We start from the raw sequence: 19,398 nt of genomic DNA, 5'->3' as shown, positions 1-19,398 counted from the left end.
TAAATCACTCTGTATCAAAGATAGACATCCCTCGGTCACTATCCCTAGCAGAGTCTTTCAGCTTATTGTCCTCTTATTATAGCACGAACTGACCTGCATTTTAACCCCTGAGACTGAAAACCTCTACATTCCTGTTTCACGTGAAACAAAAGAAGACAATGCTTAATCAGCACTATCTTCTTTACTCATAATATGACCCCAAGAATTTAGATTATCAATAAACTTCTTGCTTTTAAGATGAATCCCAACATAATTATCATAAAGCTCATCAATAAATTGTCTCAACTTTCGTTTCATTTCATCCTTAACAGATATGCTTCTCAATTCTTCAAACGAAAGACCCTGGAAACGATCCAAAAGATAAGGCACATTAGGGTCCAAATGACTACGCCTTTCATCTTCTTCGTAATGATTGGGACAAAGTAAACCTGAGAACTTATACGAGAAATCAAAAGGAAGACCAACACGATGACAAAAGACACATTCATGAAAATTCAATCGTACGCCAAAACGGTCCAAAACTTGAATCTCAAAGATATTAGTCAATATTTCATAATCTAAGCCCTCTTCCATTAACACAAGGGTTTTCTCTAAAAATGCAAATAATTGTGCATCTACCACACCGTCAGCAATAGCAGCATCAGTCAAGGCAGCTAAATAGGTCGCGTAAGACAGTTTAAAAATATCACTTGTAATTTCCTTAAAAGACTCTGCCTGACTATAATCCTCTATGAAAGATAAACCTTCATCATTTACAGTCATCATAAATTCAGCGATGTTTAAAGGTTGAATCACAGCACTCAATTTACCTGACCCACCACCTCTAACAAAAAACATCCGTTTACCAGCTTGTTTAGTAAAAATCTTAACCAGCTTATCATTCTCGCGATAATTACGATTGAAGAGGATAACCCCCCTACTCTCAAGCTTCTGCATGTTCTTCCATAAACTCTTTCAAACGAGTCATAGCTGTTTCAATAGTGTCCATGCTAGCTGCATACGACAATCGAACATAACCTTCGCCATATTTCCCAAAAGCAACGCCAGGAATAATAGCAATAGCTTTTTCACGAGCAAAGTCTTGACAGAACTTAAAGGAGTCTTGATTATATCCTTCTGGAATCTTAGCAAAGATATAGAAGGCACCATCAGGTTTAATAATTTTGAAACCAAGTTCAGTCATTTTTTCAAGAATATAATCCCGACGTTTCAAATACTCAACTTTCATTGGTTGTGCATCATCCTTACCAGCAGATAATGCTTCGATAGCTGCAAATTGTACCATAGTAGCTGCAGCCGTCACCAAATACTGGTGACTCTTAATCAACTGAGCCGTCAAACTTGCTGGTGCAAAAATCAAACCAATACGCCATCCTGTCATCGCATGAGATTTCGACAAGCCGTTGATTAAAATAGTTTGCTCAGGCAAATATTCAGCAATAGAAACATGTTGATCTACATAAGTTAGTTCTGAATATACTTCATCACTAACAACAAAAATATTATATTTTTTCAGAACTTCAGCAATATCTTCAATCTGTTGGCGTGAATAAGTCACACCTGTTGGGTTGGTTGGGTAGTTAAGTAAAACAGCCTTAAGCTTATCCCCTTGCTCTAAAATTGCCTTTTCTAACATTTCCGGTGTCAAAACAAAATCATTAGCTGTTGTATCAATTTCAACAATTTTAGCCCCAACTAGATTTGCAATCGGCTCATATCCTGGATAGGCTGGTGCAGGCAAAAGAATCGTATCACCAGGCTCCAAAATAGCTGTTAAAGTCGCAGAAAGAGCTTCTGTGGCCCCAATAGTTACCAAAATTTCATTATCGGGATTATAAGTTAGATTGTATTTTTCCTTAACAAAATTCGCAGCAGCTTGGCGCAAATCAGGAAGTCCAGCCATACCTGTATAGTATGACTGGTTCGCATCAATCGCAGTTTTAGCTGCTTCTTTCACATGATCTGGAGTCGTAAAATCAGGTTCTCCAAGCGTCAACTTTTTAATACCTGGAACATCTGAAATTGATTGGTCAAACTGACGAATCATTGAGACTTCAATCTTATCTAAATTTTTATTAAAACGTTGTGTTAAATCCATCACAGTCACCTCTTTGCAATTACGCCTAACATTATATCAAAAACTCAAACGCATTTAAACACCAAAAAACTGTCCTAGGCTAGCTTTAATGGCTCTATAATTTCTATAGGGGGTAAAACCACTGTAGAGATTATGGAGCTTTTTAAATGCAGACAAAAAGTTCCATAAGAACTATAATGAAAAGTGACTAAACCATCATTAGCAAGAACTCATGAGATCTATTAAGAATACCACAGAGTTAAATACCTTAACATCATTACTTCTCTTGTTTTCGAAAAAGATACCTACATCGAGGTTCAAGCAAAACTGGAACTCCAACACTACGACGCCTGAAGAAACATCGCTTCCAGTGTAAAGATTGTAGAAAAGTCACGGTGGCTGAGACATTAATCGTTGAGAAAAACCACCAAATCTCCAATCTTATCCGACAAAAGGTAAGGTTTATCACGATGGACATGTCAGGAGCTTATATTCCACTAGTTCGAAGACTTTTCCTAAATGCCCAAATCATTATTGATCATTTCCACATCATCCAGCAGCTTGTTCAAGCCTTTTTAAAGACAAGAATTGCCATTATGAACCAGTTCAATAAGAAGCCACTACCTTATCGATATTTAAAAATCACTGGAGACTCGCCGTAAGTTATCTTGTAAATCATTTCACTCGAAGACCTTTTGTCAAACCTTAAACCCACATGAAGTCGTTGAGAAGACACTGAATTTCTCAGAAGAGCTCGCTAATTATTACAACCTCTATCAACATTTGCTTTTTCACTTTCAGGATAAGAGGGTGAATGAGTTTTTTCACCCCATAGAGGAGAAAATAAGCAAGGTCAATTATTACTTCAAAACAGTCTTTAGGACCTTTCTTAGACACAAACGATACATCAAAAATGCACCAAAAACACAGTCCTCACATGCAAAATTGGAGGGGACCAATAAGCTTATCAAAGATATTAAACGTCTGGGCTTCGGTTTTAGAAATTTTATTAACTTTAGGAAGTATGTTTTCATCACTCTTAACATATAAAAAGAGAAGACCTATCTGATCCTCTCTAGATGTTAGCTTTTCGTCACCCACTACAGTTGACAAAAAGCCGCTTTAATCTATTTATGACCCATTTCGAACAATGGTGACAATGGGCGTTTTTCATGACTACGAATGATTGCTTCAGAAATCAAATCAGCAATAGATATTTGTTCAATTTTATCAATCAAACGCTCTTCTGGAAGATAAATCGTGTCAAGCACAACAAGCTTTTCAATAGCAGATTTTTGAATATTATCAAGAGCTGGACCTGACAATACAGGGTGAGTACATGATGCAAAGACATTTGTAGCACCAGCTTCAGCAAGTGCATCCGCTGCATGACAGATGGTACCTGCAGTATCAATCATATCATCAATCAAGATACATGTTTTCCCTTCAACATTACCAATGATATTCATAACCTCAGAAGTGTTCATTTTATCAACACTACGACGTTTATCAATGATAGCGATTGGTGTTTTCAAACATTGAGCAAGTTTACGCGCACGAGTAACACCACCATGATCTGGAGAAACAACAACCACATCATCACCCGTAAGACCAGCACGATCAAAATAATCTGCGATAAGAGGCGCTCCCATCAAATGATCCACTGGGATATCAAAAAATCCTTGAATTTGAGGAGCATGAAGGTCAACTGTCAAAAGACGGTCAACACCTGCTACCTCGAGCATATTAGCAACCAACTTAGATGTGATTGGTTCACGTGAACGTGCCTTTCGATCTTGACGTGCATATCCATAATAAGGCATAACAACATTGATTGTCTCAGCGCTAGCACGTTTTAGCGCATCAACCATAATCAAGATTTCCATCAAATTATCATTTACAGGAGAGCTTGTAGATTGAAGAATAAAAACGTGATGACCACGAATAGACTCTTCAATATTAACTTGAATCTCACCATCTGAAAATTCACGAACACTTGATCTTCCAAGTTCAATACCAATTTTATCAGCAACTTTTGCTGCTAATTCTTGGTTAGACGACAAAGCAAATAACTTTAAATTCGTATAAGACATGATTTCCTCCAAAATATCTACTAGACCATTCTACCCTTTTTTAAGTTGATTTTCAACGCCAAATAAATGGTGTCACATGAACTTAACAAGGATAAAAATACTTCCCCTTAGTCTAGAATTTTTTTCAAACACCATTATTTTCTCAGGCTAAATATATTATTTACATAAAATAAAAACGATTCGGGAATAGCCGAATCGCTTTTGTTATACTCATTATGGGTAAATATAAAATACAGAACCACCATGCGCTGATGATGTTGGATCAAATGTACCACGGTAGTTACTGATTGACATGTTACCAGCGTAGTTCGATTCCATAACTTGAATTGAATTTGCACCTGATGCTGATGTAACATAAGCTACGTGACCATAACCACCACCATCATTTGGCCATACCGCAATCGCTCCGGCTACTGGAGTTGTACCTACTGAATGACCAGCTGCTCGCGCACTAGCAATCCAGTTTTTAGCATTCCCCCAATTATTACCAGCCCATGGAGCCAATGATTTCACACCCCAAGTACATTGTCCAACTGGATATGTATTAGGAGTTGATGCTGCTGACACTTTATGTGTTTCAGCAGCTGGTGCAGGAGCTTCTGAAGCAGCTGGTGCAGCTTCTGATGTTACGACAGGTGCTACGCTAACAGGAGCTTCTGAAACAGCTGGTGCAGCTTCTGGTGTTGCGACAGGTACTACGCTAGCAGGAGCTTCTGAAACAGCTGGTGCAGCTGATTCTGGTTGTACTTCTGATGTTTCTGATGAAGCCGGCTCCTGTGCAGCCTCAGAAGCTGTCGATGTTTCAGAAACTGGTGCCTCTGAAGGCTGAGCTACAGCTTCAGAAGTAGCAGCTACTTCTGAAGAAGCTACTGATGTTGCTGCTTCTGAAGAATCTACAACTTGTGCAGTTGCCTCTGATTCAGCAATTGCTTGAGACTGTGCCACTGATGCAGCCGTCGAGGCAGCTACAGATTCAGCAGTTGATTTAGCAGAGACAAGTGATGTCTTCTCATTTTGAGCTGTTGCCAATTCAGCAGCCAAAGTAACTTGTGCTGCTTCAAGTTCTGCTTGTTGAGTTGTCAAACCAGCTTCTGTTGTTTCAAGTTCTGACTTATTAGCTGCAATAGTATTAATTGCAGCTTGATTTTCTACTTGTTTAGCAGCAAGCTCTTTTTGATCTGACTCTTGTTTAGTCAATAAATCATTATTAGCTGTAACAACTTTTGAAATAGCTGTGATACGAGTAATAGCTTCAGAGATTGACTTAGAGTTCAAGATAGAGTTAATGTAGCTAGTAGCAGTGTTATTTTGTTGAGCACTACGAGCTTGTTTCGCCAAAGAATCTTGACGAGCTACAATCTTACTTGATAATTCTTGAATTTCAGATTCCAAATCTGCAGATACTTTTTCAAGTTCGGCATTTTTAGCTTCCAATTCAGTTTTTTGTGTTCTGAGAGTTGATACTTGAGATTGGATTGTAGCAACTTGTGCTTGCGCAGCCTCTTGTTGAGAAGCAAGGTTACTAATTGCGTTATTTGTAGCAGCGATTTGCGAATCATAATCCTCTGCATGTACTGATGCAGCTGCTGATAAAGTCACACCACTTACCAACACTGCTGAAAGAATGCGTTTTTTCATAATATAAAATACTACTCCTTTTCGATAAGACTCCTTAATTGTATCAAAAAATGGCGCAAACTTTGTTACGCCAATATTACAGTTTTATTTAAATCTATCAACTGAAAGATACAAAAATAATTTTTCGACAAAAGGTTTGATCAAAATAAAAATCAAAAGATTAAACACTAGACTAGGACTGAGTTGATAGATAATAAAATCACTAATATACTCATTTGTGAAGCCATAATATAAGGCAAAACCAAAATTTAAAGTATCAAAGAGAAATAAGAATAAAAAAGCCAGTAAACAATCAACATAAGCATTTCTCTTGACAAAACGCAATAGTTGAGAAAACAAATAGGATAAAAGTGGGAGAGTTATAATTACTATACCGAGTGTTTTGAAATAATATGTATCATATAGAAATCCTAAACAAACAAGGTATAGAAGTGAAAAATTATAAGGACGGCTGAGAGTTAAGATGAATAGGTAGATAATAAAGAGGTGGGACGATAGAAATAATTCTGGAGAAAAATAATAGTTAAGTAGCATCGAAATATGACCATCCCATAGAAAAGGAATAATACTCAACCAGTATGGAGTAACAGAAAACTTGAAAAACTTCATATTATTTACCCTCTCCAACAAGAGTGACATAAGAAATTTTATCAAAATCAGCATAAGGTTTAACTAAAATCGTACGATTCCCTTCATAATCAATCACAGATTCAACCTTACCAATTGGAACATCTTTTACTGAAACTTCATCTAGGCCACTTGTTACCACTTCAGAACCAACCTTAACATCAGAAGATGAATTTAGCTGAGTCATTTCCAAAAGCTTCTTTTTATTATCATAACTTGATATAATTCCAAAAATCTGACTTCCATCCTCACCTTTTACACTAGAAGCAATATAAGAATCATTTGAGCTATTGGAGAGTAAAGAGATAGTTGTACTATGATCATAAATTTTAGTTATAAAACCAAATACTCCACCATTAGAAGTCGCCAACATAGACTTACTAACACTCTTAGACTTTCCAACATTAATCGTTAACTCCTTCAACCAGGTAACAGATGGACGCATTGAAACCTCAGCAGTAATTACATTGTTACGACTAAGTTTATCCGAAAGATTTAAAGAAGCTCTCAAAGAGTCATTTTCTTCTTGTAAATTAGAGATGACAGCAGATTGATTTTCTAAAGTAGATAATGATTTCTTTAAATCACGATTCTCAGAATAGGTTGACAAAAAATCAGAAATAACATCATGAGATTTTGCTAATGCAGTAAATGGAACTGAAATAACAGAATCTACTTTAGACACAACTCCCGAGACATTAGAAGAAACATCCCTGGACAATTTATAGTTTCTAAAAACAAAAGAAATAAGCATTACAAAAAATAGAATAAGAACAAACGCGTATAGAAGAAATCGATAAAAACTATTTTTCATTTTGCCACCTCTATAAAAAAGAAAACGAATTATCATTTAGATAATTCGTCATAATACGGAGAATGGGGGATTCGAACCCCCGCGTCAGTTACCCGACCTAACGATTTAGCAAACCGTCCTCTTCAGCCTCTTGAGTAATTCTCCAATATGGGCACGAGTGGAATCGAACCACCGACCTCACGCTTATCAGGCGTGCGCTCTAACCATCTGAGCTACGCGCCCAAGCTAAATGCTTGGATATTTGTTTCCAAATAAAGCGGGTGACGAGAATCGAACTCGCGACAACAGCTTGGAAGGCTGTAGTTTTACCACTAAACTACACCCGCTTAACAACAAAATGGCGCGAGACGGAATCGAACCGCCGACACATGGAGCTTCAATCCATTGCTCTACCAACTGAGCTACCGAGCCATATTGCGGGAGCAGGATTTGAACCTACGACCTTCGGGTTATGAGCCCGACGAGCTACCTAGCTGCTCCATCCCGCGTTAATTATAAGGAGGATGTGGGATTCGAACCCACGCACGCTTTTACACGCCTGACGGTTTTCAAGACCGTTCCCTTCAGCCGGACTTGGGTAATCCTCCCAATATTATAAATAATATATGGACCTTGTAGGACTCGAACCTACGACCGCTCGGTTATGAGCCGAGTGCTCTAACCAGTTGAGCTAAAGGTCCAAGTAATCCATATATAGCGGCGAAGGGAATCGAACCCCCGACCTCCCGGGTATGAACCGGACGCTCTAGCCAGCTGAGCTACACCGCCATTAATCGGGAAGACAGGATTCGAACCTGCGACCCCTTGGTCCCAAACCAAGTGCTCTACCAAGCTGAGCTACTTCCCGATAAAAATGCACCCTAGAGGAGTCGAACCTCTAACCGCCTGATTCGTAGTCAGGTACTCTATCCAGTTGAGCTAAGGGTGCTTATTATTAAATTATGCCGAGGACCGGAATCGAACCGGTACGAAAGTTTCCTTTCGCAGGATTTTAAGTCCTGTGCGTCTGCCAGTTCCGCCACCCCGGCTCCTCAAGCGAACGACGGGATTCGAACCCGCGACCCCCACCTTGGCAAGGTGGTGTTCTACCACTGAACTACGTTCGCGTTTTATGCCGGCTACATGACTTGAACACGCGACCCTCTGATTACAAATCAGATGCTCTACCAACTGAGCTAAGCCGGCTAACTTTTTTCTAATGCGGGTGAAGGGACTTGAACCCCCACGCCGTTAAGCGCCAGATCCTAAATCTGGTGCGTCTGCCAATTCCGCCACACCCGCATATATGACCCGTACTGGGCTCGAACCAGTGACCCATTGATTAAAAGTCAATTGCTCTACCAACTGAGCTAACGAGTCTCAAATATTTCTACTTGAACGGTCCCGACGGGAATCGAACCCGCGATCTTCGCCGTGACAGGGCGACGTGATAACCGCTACACCACGGGACCTATGGGAGTTAACGGGATCGAACCGCTGACCCTCTGCTTGTAAGGCAGATGCTCTCCCAGCTGAGCTAAACTCCCTATTTGCTAAGCGACTACCGTATCTAACAGGGGCAACCCCCAACTACATCAGGCGTACTAGGGCTTAACTTCTGTGTTCGGCATGGGAACAGGTGTATCTCCTAGGCTATCGTCACTTAACTCTGAGTATTCTCAACTCAAAATTGAATATCTATACTGTATCAAGAAACCAAATCGTTGTCAATATATCTCAGTTACTTTCGTTGGATAAGTCCTCGAGCTATTAGTATTAGTCCGCTACATGTGTCACCACACTTCCACTTCTAACCTATCAACCTGATCATCTCTCAGGGCTCTTACTGATATAAAATCATGGGAAATCTCATCTTGAGGTGGGCTTCACACTTAGATGCTTTCAGCGTTTATCCCTTCCCTACATAGCTACCCAGCGATGCTCTTGGCAGAACAACTGGTACACCAGCGGTAAGTCCACTCTGGTCCTCTCGTACTAGGAGCAGATCCTCTCAAATTTCCTACGCCCGCGACGGATAGGGACCGAACTGTCTCACGACGTTCTGAACCCAGCTCGCGTGCCGCTTTAATGGGCGAACAGCCCAACCCTTGGGACCGACTACAGCCCCAGGATGCGACGAGCCGACATCGAGGTGCCAAACCTCCCCGTCGATGTGAACTCTTGGGGAGATAAGCCTGTTATCCCCAGGGTAGCTTTTATCCGTTGAGCGATGGCCCTTCCATACGGAACCACCGGATCACTAAGCCCGACTTTCGTCCCTGCTCGAGTTGTAGCTCTCGCAGTCAAGCTCCCTTATACCTTTACACTCTGCGAATGATTTCCAACCATTCTGAGGGAACCTTTGGGCGCCTCCGTTACCTTTTAGGAGGCGACCGCCCCAGTCAAACTGCCCGTCAGACACTGTCCCCGATAGGGATAACCTATCTGGGTTAGAGTAGCCATAACACAAGGGTAGTATCCCAACAACGCCTCACTCGAAACTGGCGTCCCGAGGTCATAGGCTCCTACCTATCCTGTACATGTGGTACAGATACTCAATATCAAACTGCAGTAAAGCTCCATGGGGTCTTTCCGTCCTGTCGCGGGTAACCTGCATCTTCACAGGTACTAAAATTTCACCGAGTCTCTCGTTGAGACAGTGCCCAAATCATTACGCCTTTCGTGCGGGTCGGAACTTACCCGACAAGGAATTTCGCTACCTTAGGACCGTTATAGTTACGGCCGCCGTTTACTGGGGCTTCAATTCATGCCTTCGCTTACGCTAAGCACTCCTCTTAACCTTCCAGCACCGGGCAGGCGTCACCCCCTATACATCATCTTACGATTTAGCAGAGAGCTGTGTTTTTGATAAACAGTTGCTTGGGCCTATTCACTGCGGCTGACCATCAGTCAGCGCCCCTTCTCCCGAAGTTACGGGGCCATTTTGCCGAGTTCCTTAACGAGAGTTCTCTCGCTCACCTGAGGCTACTCGCCTCGACTACCTGTGTCGGTTTGCGGTACGGGTAGAGTATAATTAACGCTAGAAGCTTTTCTCGGCAGTGTGACATCACTAACTTCGCTACTAAACTTCGCTCCCCATCACAGCTCAATGTTAAAGATATAAGCATTTGACTCATATCACACCTCACTGCTTGGCCAGACACTTCCAATCGTCTGGTTTAGTTAGCCTACTGCGTCCCTCCATCACTATATACTCTAGTACAGGAATATCAACCTGTTGTCCATCGGATACACCTTTCGGTCTCTCCTTAGGTCCCGACTAACCCAGGGCGGACGAGCCTTCCCCTGGAAACCTTAGTCTTACGGTGGACAGGATTCTCACCTGTCTTTCGCTACTCATACCGGCATTCTCACTTCTATGCGCTCCAGCACTCCTCACGGTACACCTTCTTCGCACATAGAACGCTCTCCTACCATACCTATAAAGGTATCCACAGCTTCGGTAATATGTTTTAGCCCCGGTACATTTTCGGCGCAGGGTCACTCGACTAGTGAGCTATTACGCACTCTTTGAATGAATAGCTGCTTCTAAGCTAACATCCTAGTTGTCTGTGCAACCCCACATCCTTTTCCACTTAACATATATTTTGGGACCTTAGCTGGTGGTCTGGGCTGTTTCCCTTTCGACTACGGATCTTAGCACTCGCAGTCTGACTGCCGATTATATCTCATTGGCATTCGGAGTTTATCTGAGATTGGTAATCCGGGATGGACCCCTCACCCAAACAGTGCTCTACCTCCAAGAGACTTAACATCGACGCTAGCCCTAAAGCTATTTCGGAGAGAACCAGCTATCTCCAAGTTCGTTTGGAATTTCTCCGCTACCCACAAGTCATCCAAGCACTTTTCAACGTGCCCTGGTTCGGTCCTCCAGTGAGTTTTACCTCACCTTCAACCTGCTCATGGGTAGGTCACATGGTTTCGGGTCTACGACATGATACTAATGCGCCCTATTAAGACTCGGTTTCCCTACGGCTCCGTCTCTTCAACTTAACCTCGCATCATATCGTAACTCGCCGGTTCATTCTACAAAAGGCACGCTCTCACCCATTAACGGGCTCGAACTTGTTGTAGGCACACGGTTTCAGGTTCTATTTCACTCCCCTCCCGGGGTGCTTTTCACCTTTCCCTCACGGTACTGGTTCACTATCGGTCACTAAAGAGTATTTAGGGTTGGGAGATGGTCCTCCCAGATTCCGACGAGATTTCTCGTGTCTCGCCGTACTCAGGATACTGCTAGGTATAAAGACTATTTCGAATACGAGGCTATTACTCTCTTTGGCCTACCTTCCCAGGTAGTTCTTCTATAATCTTTAAGTCCACGTTGCAGTCCTACAACCCCGAAGAGTAAACTCTTCGGTTTGCCCTCTTGCCGTTTCGCTCGCCGCTACTAAGGCAATCGCTTTTGCTTTCTCTTCCTACAGCTACTTAGATGTTTCAGTTCACTGCGTCTTCCTCTACATTACCTTAACAGTAATGAGTGACAGGCATTACCTGCCGGGTTCCCCCATTCGGACATCTCTGGATCATTGCTCACTTACAGCTCCCCAAAGCATTTCGTCGTTAGTCACGTCCTTCATCGGCTTCTAGTGCCAAGGCATCCACCGTGCGCCCTTATTAACTTAACCTTATTTTTGGCCTTTCGACCTAACTCATTAAATATTCACAGCGTTTCGGTTTATTTTCTTGTTACTATCTATATGTAATTACTTACATATGGAATTTGATATAGATATTCAATTTTCAATGGACAATACTTGAATCTTTCGATTCAATGGAGCCTAGCGGGATCGAACCGCTGACCTCCTGCGTGCAAAGCAGGCGCTCTCCCAGCTGAGCTAAGGCCCCACAAGACCTCTCAAAACTAAATAAGAAACTCAAGTACATTCCGTTTTTCCTTAGAAAGGAGGTGATCCAGCCGCACCTTCCGATACGGCTACCTTGTTACGACTTCACCCCAATCATCTGTCCCACCTTAGGCGGCTGGCTCCAAAAGGTTACCTCACCGACTTCGGGTGTTACAAACTCTCGTGGTGTGACGGGCGGTGTGTACAAGGCCCGGGAACGTATTCACCGCGGCGTGCTGATCCGCGATTACTAGCGATTCCGACTTCATGTAGGCGAGTTGCAGCCTACAATCCGAACTGAGATTGGCTTTAAGAGATTAGCTCGCCGTCACCGACTCGCAACTCGTTGTACCAACCATTGTAGCACGTGTGTAGCCCAGGTCATAAGGGGCATGATGATTTGACGTCATCCCCACCTTCCTCCGGTTTATTACCGGCAGTCTCGCTAGAGTGCCCAACTGAATGATGGCAACTAACAATAGGGGTTGCGCTCGTTGCGGGACTTAACCCAACATCTCACGACACGAGCTGACGACAACCATGCACCACCTGTCACCGATGTACCGAAGTAACTTTCTATCTCTAGAAATAGCATCGGGATGTCAAGACCTGGTAAGGTTCTTCGCGTTGCTTCGAATTAAACCACATGCTCCACCGCTTGTGCGGGCCCCCGTCAATTCCTTTGAGTTTCAACCTTGCGGTCGTACTCCCCAGGCGGAGTGCTTAATGCGTTAGCTGCGGCACTGAATCCCGGAAAGGATCCAACACCTAGCACTCATCGTTTACGGCGTGGACTACCAGGGTATCTAATCCTGTTCGCTCCCCACGCTTTCGAGCCTCAGCGTCAGTTACAGACCAGAGAGCCGCTTTCGCCACCGGTGTTCCTCCATATATCTACGCATTTCACCGCTACACATGGAATTCCACTCTCCCCTTCTGCACTCAAGTTTGACAGTTTCCAAAGCGAACTATGGTTGAGCCACAGCCTTTAACTTCAGACTTATCAAACCGCCTGCGCTCGCTTTACGCCCAATAAATCCGGACAACGCTCGGGACCTACGTATTACCGCGGCTGCTGGCACGTAGTTAGCCGTCCCTTTCTGGTAAGCTACCGTCACAGTGTGAACTTTCCACTCTCACACCCGTTCTTGACTTACAACAGAGCTTTACGATCCGAAAACCTTCTTCACTCACGCGGCGTTGCTCGGTCAGGGTTGCCCCCATTGCCGAAGATTCCCTACTGCTGCCTCCCGTAGGAGTCTGGGCCGTGTCTCAGTCCCAGTGTGGCCGATCACCCTCTCAGGTCGGCTATGTATCGTCGCCTAGGTGAGCCATTACCTCACCTACTAGCTAATACAACGCAGGTCCATCTTGTAGTGGAGCAATTGCCCCTTTCAAATAAATGACATGTGTCATCCATTGTTATGCGGTATTAGCTATCGTTTCCAATAGTTATCCCCCGCTACAAGGCAGGTTACCTACGCGTTACTCACCCGTTCGCAACTCATCCAAGAAGAGCAAGCTCCTCTCTTCAGCGTTCTACTTGCATGTATTAGGCACGCCGCCAGCGTTCGTCCTGAGCCAGGATCAAACTCTCATTAATACTTTAATAATTGTTCGAGCGTTAACTCATTACCGTCGTCTGACGATTTATTCTTGTAAATTGACAGGTTATAATTCTTCTATCATAACCCTGCACTTGGTTTCTTATTCAGTTCTCAAAGGTCTTTGCCTCTCTTGAGACAACTTCTATATTCTAGCAAAGACAGAATATCTTGTCAACACTTTTTTGAAGTTTTTTTCTCTTCTTCGTGCTGGCCGTCTCTCACGAAACAGCTTATTTATAATATCATCCCTTCTTAAACTTGTCAATAGCTTTTTTAAAGTTTTGGAACCTTTTTTAATAATTTTTTGTTATTAGTGAACTTTTTCATTAAAAGTAGAAAAAATTAAAAAAGTCCCATAAGACCTGTACTGACCCCAAAAAGTTAGACAATTAATTTACACAAAGGACTTAGTTCTGTATTGCACAGGACCAAGTCCTTTTAATTTTACCTTAATGTGTTTGTTGTTGTAATAATCAATATAGGCTACAATAGCTTGTTCCAATTGCTCAAGTGAGTGAAACGTCTTCTCGTAACCATAAAACATCTCAGACTTAAGAATGCCAAAGAAGGACTCCATCATACCATTGTCTGGACTATTTCCCTTACGTGACATGGACGGTTGGATCCCTTTATCCTCTAAAAATTGATGATAATACTGATGTTGGTATTGCCAACCTTGGTCACTATGGAGAATTGTATTTTCATAATGCTCCTCTGTGAAGGACTGGTCTAACATAGATTTCACTTGTTCTAAGTTTGGTGAAGTTGAGAGATTATAAGCGATAATTTCGCTGTTGAAACCATCTAAAACAGGCGATAAATACAATTTATGTGTGCTATTTGGAATGGCAAACTCTGTCACATCTGTGTAGCACTTTTCCATGGGGTTGGCTGCTTCAAACTGGCGTTGAATAAGGTTATCTGCTTTCTTGCCAACTTCTCCTTGGTATGAAGAATATTTGTGTTTACGACGAATTTGGGAACTTAAACCAAAGAGCTTCATCAGACGTTGGACCTTCTTCTGGTTCACTACAAAACCACGATTCCTCAATTCAAGAGTTATTCGGCGATAGCCATAATTTCCTTTATGCTCATAATAAATTTCTTGAATTTAGCCTTTAGTCTCTTCATCTTTGTCGTGCCCATCTAGTTGTTTCAACTGATAATAGTAAGTCGAGCGAGCAAAACGTGCAGTTTCAAGAAGTAAATCTAGTCGAAATCCTCCTGAAACCCTTTTCTCTAACTGTTTCTGCCTTTCTCGCTGTAAGGCTTCGTCCCTTTCCTCTAACTCTTTTAACTTTTTTAGGTAGGCCACCTCGGTACGTAAGCGTTCATTCTCCTCTTGGAGTCGCTCTAGTTCTGTCATTTCTTCCCAAGTTTTCTTACGTTTACGCCCCATTTTAGGTACTCTGCCTCTTCTTTTCTCAAGAATTGTATACCCATTTTTTATATTGTGCTATCTAGTTAGGCAACATTCCACCACTTGGAAGACAATAATCAAGACTTACACTTTTTTGTGAACGACCTTCAAGTAGCACTTTATCAATCATTTCTTGTTTTAATTCTGGAGAATAGTAACAATTCTTACCTTTCTTGATAATTTCTATTCCGTAACGTTCAATCAATCTCGTCATATATCTTAATCCAGAAGCACCCACACCAAATCGTTTTGAAAGTTGGTTGAAGGTTTGACCTTGCTTTCTCAATTCATATATTTGAACTTTATCTTCATAAGTTAATTTCATAATAAAAACACCCCAAAAGTTAGATTTTTCTATCTAACTTTTGGGGTGCAGTTCAACCTATAATGAAAAGTGACCAAACCATCATTAGAAAGAACCTAATGGAACAATTAGATTTTATCATAAACATACTCAGAGTTGAGATAAGAACATCATAATCTTGGATTATTTGGATGCTGGAACACATAAAGAAATCATCGCTAAGCTAGATTACCCTGCTCCTAAGTGTCTCGACTGTCAAGGACAAATGGCTAAATTTGACTTCCAAAAAGAATTTAAAATTCCCTATCTAGAGTGTGCGGTCTACAAAACTCTTATTCGATTGAGAAAACGCCGCTTTCGTTGTAACGTATGCGGAAAAAATGGCTGTCGCAGAGACTTCCTTAGTTCAAAAAGAACCACCAAATTTCAACGATCGTCAACCAGAAAATCACTCAAAAATTAATCGAGAAAGTCTCTATGACCACTATCACCGAAACTTTATCGGTCTCTACTTCGACAGTCATCCGTAAATTGAAAGAGTTCGAGTTCAAGTCTGATCTTAACCACCTTCCAGAACACATGAGCTGGGATGAGTACAGCTTCAAGAAAGGTAAGATGAGCTTTATTGCACATGACTACGATACAAGAAAGATCGTAGCTATCCTAGATGGACGGACTCAAGCAACTATTCGCAATCATTTCCTTCGTTATTCTAGACAGGTGAGATGTCGTGTGAAAGTCATTACCATAGACATGTTTAGTCCCTACTACGATATTGCTAGAAAACTTTTTTCAAATTCAAAAATCGTTCTCGACTGCTTTCACATTGTCCAGCATCTCAATCGAGCAATGAATCGCGTATGCATACAAATTATGAATCAGTTTGATCGGAGATCGCACGAATATAAAGCACTGAAACGTTACTGGAAACTCATCCAACAGGATAGCCGTAAACTCAGTGATAAACGATTTTATCAACCAACTTTTCGGTCACACTTGACCAATAAAGAGGTTCTAGAAAAGCTCTTTTCATACTCACAAGAACTTAGACAGCACTATAATCTCTATCAACTCCTACTCTTTCATTTTCAAGAGAAACAAACGGAACATTTCTTTAGTCTTATTGAAGAAACAATTTCTTCTGTAAATCCTATTTTTCAAACTCTTTTTAAGACCTTTTTGAAAGATAAGGACAAGATTATGAATGCACTGGAACTTCCCCACTCAAACGCAAAACTAGAGGCTACCACTAACCTCATCAAAGTCATCAAGCGAAATGCTTTTAGCTTCCGGAACTTTGACAACTTTAAAACTAGAATTTTCATTGTTTTGAACATCAAAGAGGAGAGAACCAATTTGGTCCTCTCCAGGTTGTAACTTTTCATCAACCCACTACAGTTGACAAAGATCCGAAAAATTCTACTCTTCTTCATCTTTATTTTTGTTTTCAAGTCTCTTTTTAACTTCATCAAAGGATAAAGCATGGTTATCTTCTTCTGAATCTACCGGCATCTTACCAGTCTCATAAATTGATTTAATTTGTGCAGCGTCAAGTGTTTCATACTTAAGCAAAGCTTCTGCAATAAGAGCATGTGTGTCTCGGTTTGCATTGATAATTTCAGCTGCTCTGTCGTGTGCCTCAACTAAAAGTGATCGAATTTCTTCGTCGATGAGTTGAGCTGTATGAGCTGAGTAAGACTTGTCTGGCGTGAATTGACCTGGGTTCATCGCGTGGTTCCCCTCATATTGGACTGGTCCAAGTTTTTCACTCATACCATATTCAGTAACCATTGCACGTGCTAACTGTGTTGCCTGCTCAAAGTCGTTGGAAGCACCAGAAGTTTGAAGATTAAAAATAATTTCTTCTGCAACGCGTCCTCCCATCAATCCCGCTAATTGTTCTTTCAGTTCGTCTTTAGATGACAACATTTGATCTTCTTTTGGTAAAGAAATCATATAGCCACCCGCACGACCTCGGGGAACAATAGTAACTTTGTGAACATCACGAGCACTAGAGAGTGTTAATCCAACAATCGTGTGACCAGCCTCATGGTAGGCAACAACTTTACGTTCATGTTCCGAAACTTGGCGATCTTTCTTAGATGGTCCAGCAATGACACGATCCTCTGCTTCATCAATATCACTAGCATCAATCTTAGTCTTACCACGTCGTGCCGCAACTAAAGCAGCCTCATTCAAGACATTCTCTAAGTCAGCTCCAACAAAACCTGGAGTTTGCTGAGCAACAACCTTAAGGTTGACATCTTCAGCCAATGGTTTATTCTTAGCATGTACTTTCAAGATGGCTTCACGACCTTTTACATCGGGGAGTCCAACAAGAACTTTACGGTCAAAACGTCCCGGACGTAGAAGGGCTGGATCAAGAATATCACTACGGTTGGTTGCAGCAATGACAATAATATTCTCATTACCATCAAACCCATCCATCTCTATCAACAATTGGTTAAGGGTTTGTTCACGCTCATCATTGCCACCTCCCATTCCGGTACCACGACGACGACCAACAGCATCAATTTCATCAATAAAGATAATAGCACGCTCTGTCTTTTTAGCATCTTCAAACAGACTACGTACACGGCTAGCTCCGACACCGACAAACATTTCAACAAAATCAGAACCTGAGATGCTAAAGAATGGTACATCAGCTTCACCAGCCACAGCTTTAGCAAGGAGGGTTTTACCTGTTCCTGGAGGGCCTTCGAGGAGGACTCCTTTAGGAATACGTGCACCCAAAGCTTTATATTTACGTGGATTTTTGAGGAAATCTACTATTTCTACAAGTTCTTCTTTTTCTTCTTCTGCACCGGCTACATCTGTAAAGCGAACTTTAATATTTTCTTTTGACTGAGCTTTAGCACGATTACGGCCAAAGTTCATGGCACCGCGATTACCACCTTGATTCATCATAAAAATGAAAAAAATAGCAATACCAATCAAAGGAAGGTAACTAAAGAGATACGAAATCCAAGTACCACTTGAACTTTCACGTATCATTTTGATATTAACATTAGCTTTTTCTGAAGCTGACTGTAATGCCTGTATTATCGTTTCATTATGAAGCACAGTTGATGTAAATCTTTGTGTCTCTGACGATGCTCCACCTAAAAATGGCAAACTTAGGTCATTATCAACCTTTTCAGCCTTTTTGTAGTCTCCTTTAACTTCAATGATACTACCATTAGGTTGATAGGTAATTGATTTTACCTTACCATCTTCAATTTTCTTAATCAACTGGGTATAAGATAATTGTTGACTTGGACTTTGACTTCCTCCAACAAAATACTGTACTGCCGTTACAACCGCAATAATCATTACGATGTAAAGGAAAGCATTCCGTAAGAAGCTATTATTATTTTTATTATTCATAAGTTAATTAGCCCTTTACTTATTATAAATTTCTTCTTTTAGGACACCAACGTAAGGAAGGTTACGGTATTTTTCATCATAATCTAGTCCGAAACCAACAATAAATTCGTTAGGGACATCATAACATACATAATCAGCCTCAATATCCACGACGCGACCCTCTGGCTTATCAAAAAGAGTTGCAATTTTTACTGAGCTTGCTTTGCGGTATTTGAACATGTCTCGAAGATAAAGGAGCGTACGACCCGTATCGATGATATCTTCAATAAAAATAACGTCTCTCCCTTCGATATTAGTATCTACATCCTTAAGAATCTTTACTTCACCACTGCTGACAGTCCCGCCACCATAGCTTGAAACAACCATAAAGTCCATCTCAATATGTGTATCAATATGTTTGATAAGTTCTGCCATAAATGGAACAGCACCTTTCAACACACATACTAAAAGGGGATTTTTTCCTGCATAATCCTTTGTCAGTTGTTGACCTAGTTCTTTAGTTTTAGTTACGATATCCTCTTGGGAAAAGAGGATTTTTTTAATGTCTTTTTCTAACATTTGGTTTCCCTTTCTCGAAGTCGATA

Annotated in this window: 8 protein-coding genes, 18 tRNA genes, 3 rRNA genes and 3 pseudogenes; 2 read left to right on the top strand and 30 right to left on the bottom strand. The window is 41.4% G+C overall.

The window, feature by feature from the left end; genetic code table 11:
* Window positions 1-162: 162 nt before the first annotated feature.
* Window positions 163-936 carry a DNA repair protein RecO gene (gene recO, locus E3C75_RS02140; RefSeq protein WP_084828404.1) on the bottom strand — a complete coding sequence of 258 codons (774 nt, stop codon included), beginning with the start codon at window positions 934-936 and terminating at the stop codon, window positions 163-165.
* The gene (locus E3C75_RS02135) at window positions 923-2,098 is read right to left on the bottom strand and encodes a pyridoxal phosphate-dependent aminotransferase (RefSeq protein WP_111679058.1); all 1,176 of its coding nucleotides are present in this window, start codon (window positions 2,096-2,098) and stop codon (window positions 923-925) included. Before E3C75_RS02135 ends, recO begins: the two co-directional genes overlap by 14 nt.
* 211 nt (window positions 2,099-2,309) lie before the next feature.
* Here E3C75_RS02135 and E3C75_RS02130 point away from each other — a divergent pair.
* Window positions 2,310-3,156: pseudogene (locus E3C75_RS02130) on the top strand (transposase).
* A gap of 48 nt (window positions 3,157-3,204) precedes the next feature.
* Here E3C75_RS02130 and E3C75_RS02125 read toward each other — a convergent pair.
* The 26 genes and pseudogenes from E3C75_RS02125 to E3C75_RS02000 all read right to left on the bottom strand — a co-directional run bounded on the left by E3C75_RS02125 (window position 3,205) and on the right by E3C75_RS02000 (window position 15,448).
* Entirely contained in the window at window positions 3,205-4,170 is a 966-nt protein-coding gene (locus tag E3C75_RS02125) for a ribose-phosphate diphosphokinase (RefSeq protein ID WP_011680585.1), read from the bottom strand.
* Window positions 4,171-4,383: 213 nt separating this feature from the next.
* Window positions 4,384-5,808, bottom strand: coding sequence for a CHAP domain-containing protein (locus E3C75_RS02120; RefSeq protein ID WP_046206377.1), 1,425 nt, complete (start codon window positions 5,806-5,808; stop codon window positions 4,384-4,386).
* Window positions 5,809-5,892: 84 nt separating this feature from the next.
* A complete protein-coding gene (gene mreD, locus E3C75_RS02115; protein ID WP_002948139.1) occupies window positions 5,893-6,417 on the bottom strand; it encodes a rod shape-determining protein MreD in 525 nt (174 codons plus the stop codon).
* A gap of 1 nt (window position 6,418) precedes the next feature.
* Entirely contained in the window at window positions 6,419-7,249 is an 831-nt protein-coding gene (gene mreC, locus E3C75_RS02110) for a rod shape-determining protein MreC (RefSeq protein ID WP_084828402.1), read from the bottom strand.
* Between the two features lie 56 nt (window positions 7,250-7,305).
* A tRNA-Ser gene (locus E3C75_RS02105) sits at window positions 7,306-7,393 on the bottom strand.
* A gap of 4 nt (window positions 7,394-7,397) precedes the next feature.
* Window positions 7,398-7,471: transfer RNA gene (locus tag E3C75_RS02100), tRNA-Ile, on the bottom strand.
* A gap of 33 nt (window positions 7,472-7,504) precedes the next feature.
* A tRNA-Gly gene (locus tag E3C75_RS02095) sits at window positions 7,505-7,575 on the bottom strand.
* A gap of 12 nt (window positions 7,576-7,587) precedes the next feature.
* Window positions 7,588-7,660, bottom strand: a tRNA-Phe gene (locus tag E3C75_RS02090).
* Between the two features lie 3 nt (window positions 7,661-7,663).
* Window positions 7,664-7,737 (bottom strand) — tRNA-Met (locus E3C75_RS02085).
* Window positions 7,738-7,746: 9 nt separating this feature from the next.
* A tRNA-Ser gene (locus E3C75_RS02080) sits at window positions 7,747-7,836 on the bottom strand.
* A 19-nt stretch (window positions 7,837-7,855) separates the two neighbouring features.
* A tRNA-Ile gene (locus E3C75_RS02075) sits at window positions 7,856-7,929 on the bottom strand.
* Between the two features lie 14 nt (window positions 7,930-7,943).
* Window positions 7,944-8,017 (bottom strand) — tRNA-Met (locus E3C75_RS02070).
* A 5-nt stretch (window positions 8,018-8,022) separates the two neighbouring features.
* Window positions 8,023-8,096: transfer RNA gene (locus E3C75_RS02065), tRNA-Pro, on the bottom strand.
* A 7-nt stretch (window positions 8,097-8,103) separates the two neighbouring features.
* Window positions 8,104-8,177: transfer RNA gene (locus tag E3C75_RS02060), tRNA-Arg, on the bottom strand.
* A gap of 14 nt (window positions 8,178-8,191) precedes the next feature.
* A tRNA-Leu gene (locus E3C75_RS02055) sits at window positions 8,192-8,277 on the bottom strand.
* Window positions 8,278-8,283: 6 nt separating this feature from the next.
* Window positions 8,284-8,355: transfer RNA gene (locus E3C75_RS02050), tRNA-Gly, on the bottom strand.
* Window positions 8,356-8,361: 6 nt separating this feature from the next.
* Window positions 8,362-8,434: transfer RNA gene (locus E3C75_RS02045), tRNA-Thr, on the bottom strand.
* A 14-nt stretch (window positions 8,435-8,448) separates the two neighbouring features.
* Window positions 8,449-8,530 (bottom strand) — tRNA-Leu (locus E3C75_RS02040).
* Between the two features lie 5 nt (window positions 8,531-8,535).
* A tRNA-Lys gene (locus E3C75_RS02035) sits at window positions 8,536-8,608 on the bottom strand.
* A 19-nt stretch (window positions 8,609-8,627) separates the two neighbouring features.
* Window positions 8,628-8,700: transfer RNA gene (locus E3C75_RS02030), tRNA-Asp, on the bottom strand.
* Window positions 8,701-8,702: 2 nt separating this feature from the next.
* Window positions 8,703-8,775 (bottom strand) — tRNA-Val (locus E3C75_RS02025).
* Between the two features lie 5 nt (window positions 8,776-8,780).
* Window positions 8,781-8,895, bottom strand: a 5S ribosomal RNA gene (rrf, locus tag E3C75_RS02020).
* An 83-nt stretch (window positions 8,896-8,978) separates the two neighbouring features.
* A 23S ribosomal RNA gene (locus E3C75_RS02015) occupies window positions 8,979-11,877 on the bottom strand.
* A 147-nt stretch (window positions 11,878-12,024) separates the two neighbouring features.
* Window positions 12,025-12,097 (bottom strand) — tRNA-Ala (locus tag E3C75_RS02010).
* 54 nt (window positions 12,098-12,151) lie between these two features.
* A 16S ribosomal RNA gene (locus E3C75_RS02005) occupies window positions 12,152-13,699 on the bottom strand.
* The 16S, 23S and 5S rRNA genes sit together here with 18 tRNA genes alongside, the layout of an rRNA operon.
* A 398-nt stretch (window positions 13,700-14,097) precedes the next feature.
* Window positions 14,098-15,448, bottom strand: a pseudogene (locus E3C75_RS02000) (IS3 family transposase).
* Between the two features lie 98 nt (window positions 15,449-15,546).
* Here E3C75_RS02000 and E3C75_RS01995 point away from each other — a divergent pair.
* Window positions 15,547-16,804: pseudogene (locus E3C75_RS01995) on the top strand (ISL3 family transposase).
* Between the two features lie 42 nt (window positions 16,805-16,846).
* On the opposite strand, the gene ftsH reads toward E3C75_RS01995, so the two are convergent.
* Window positions 16,847-18,814: an ATP-dependent zinc metalloprotease FtsH gene (ftsH, locus tag E3C75_RS01990; protein WP_011680579.1), complete on the bottom strand. Its 1,968-nt coding sequence runs from the start codon at window positions 18,812-18,814 to the stop codon at window positions 16,847-16,849.
* Window positions 18,815-18,829: 15 nt separating this feature from the next.
* Entirely contained in the window at window positions 18,830-19,372 is a 543-nt protein-coding gene (gene hpt / locus E3C75_RS01985) for a hypoxanthine phosphoribosyltransferase (protein ID WP_002948598.1), read from the bottom strand.
* Between the last annotated feature and the right edge of the window lie 26 nt (window positions 19,373-19,398).

The sequence above is a fragment of the Streptococcus thermophilus genome, from assembly GCF_010120595.1.
GTDB lineage: Bacteria > Bacillota > Bacilli > Lactobacillales > Streptococcaceae > Streptococcus > Streptococcus thermophilus.
This window is presented reverse-complemented; position numbering and strand designations above follow the sequence as displayed.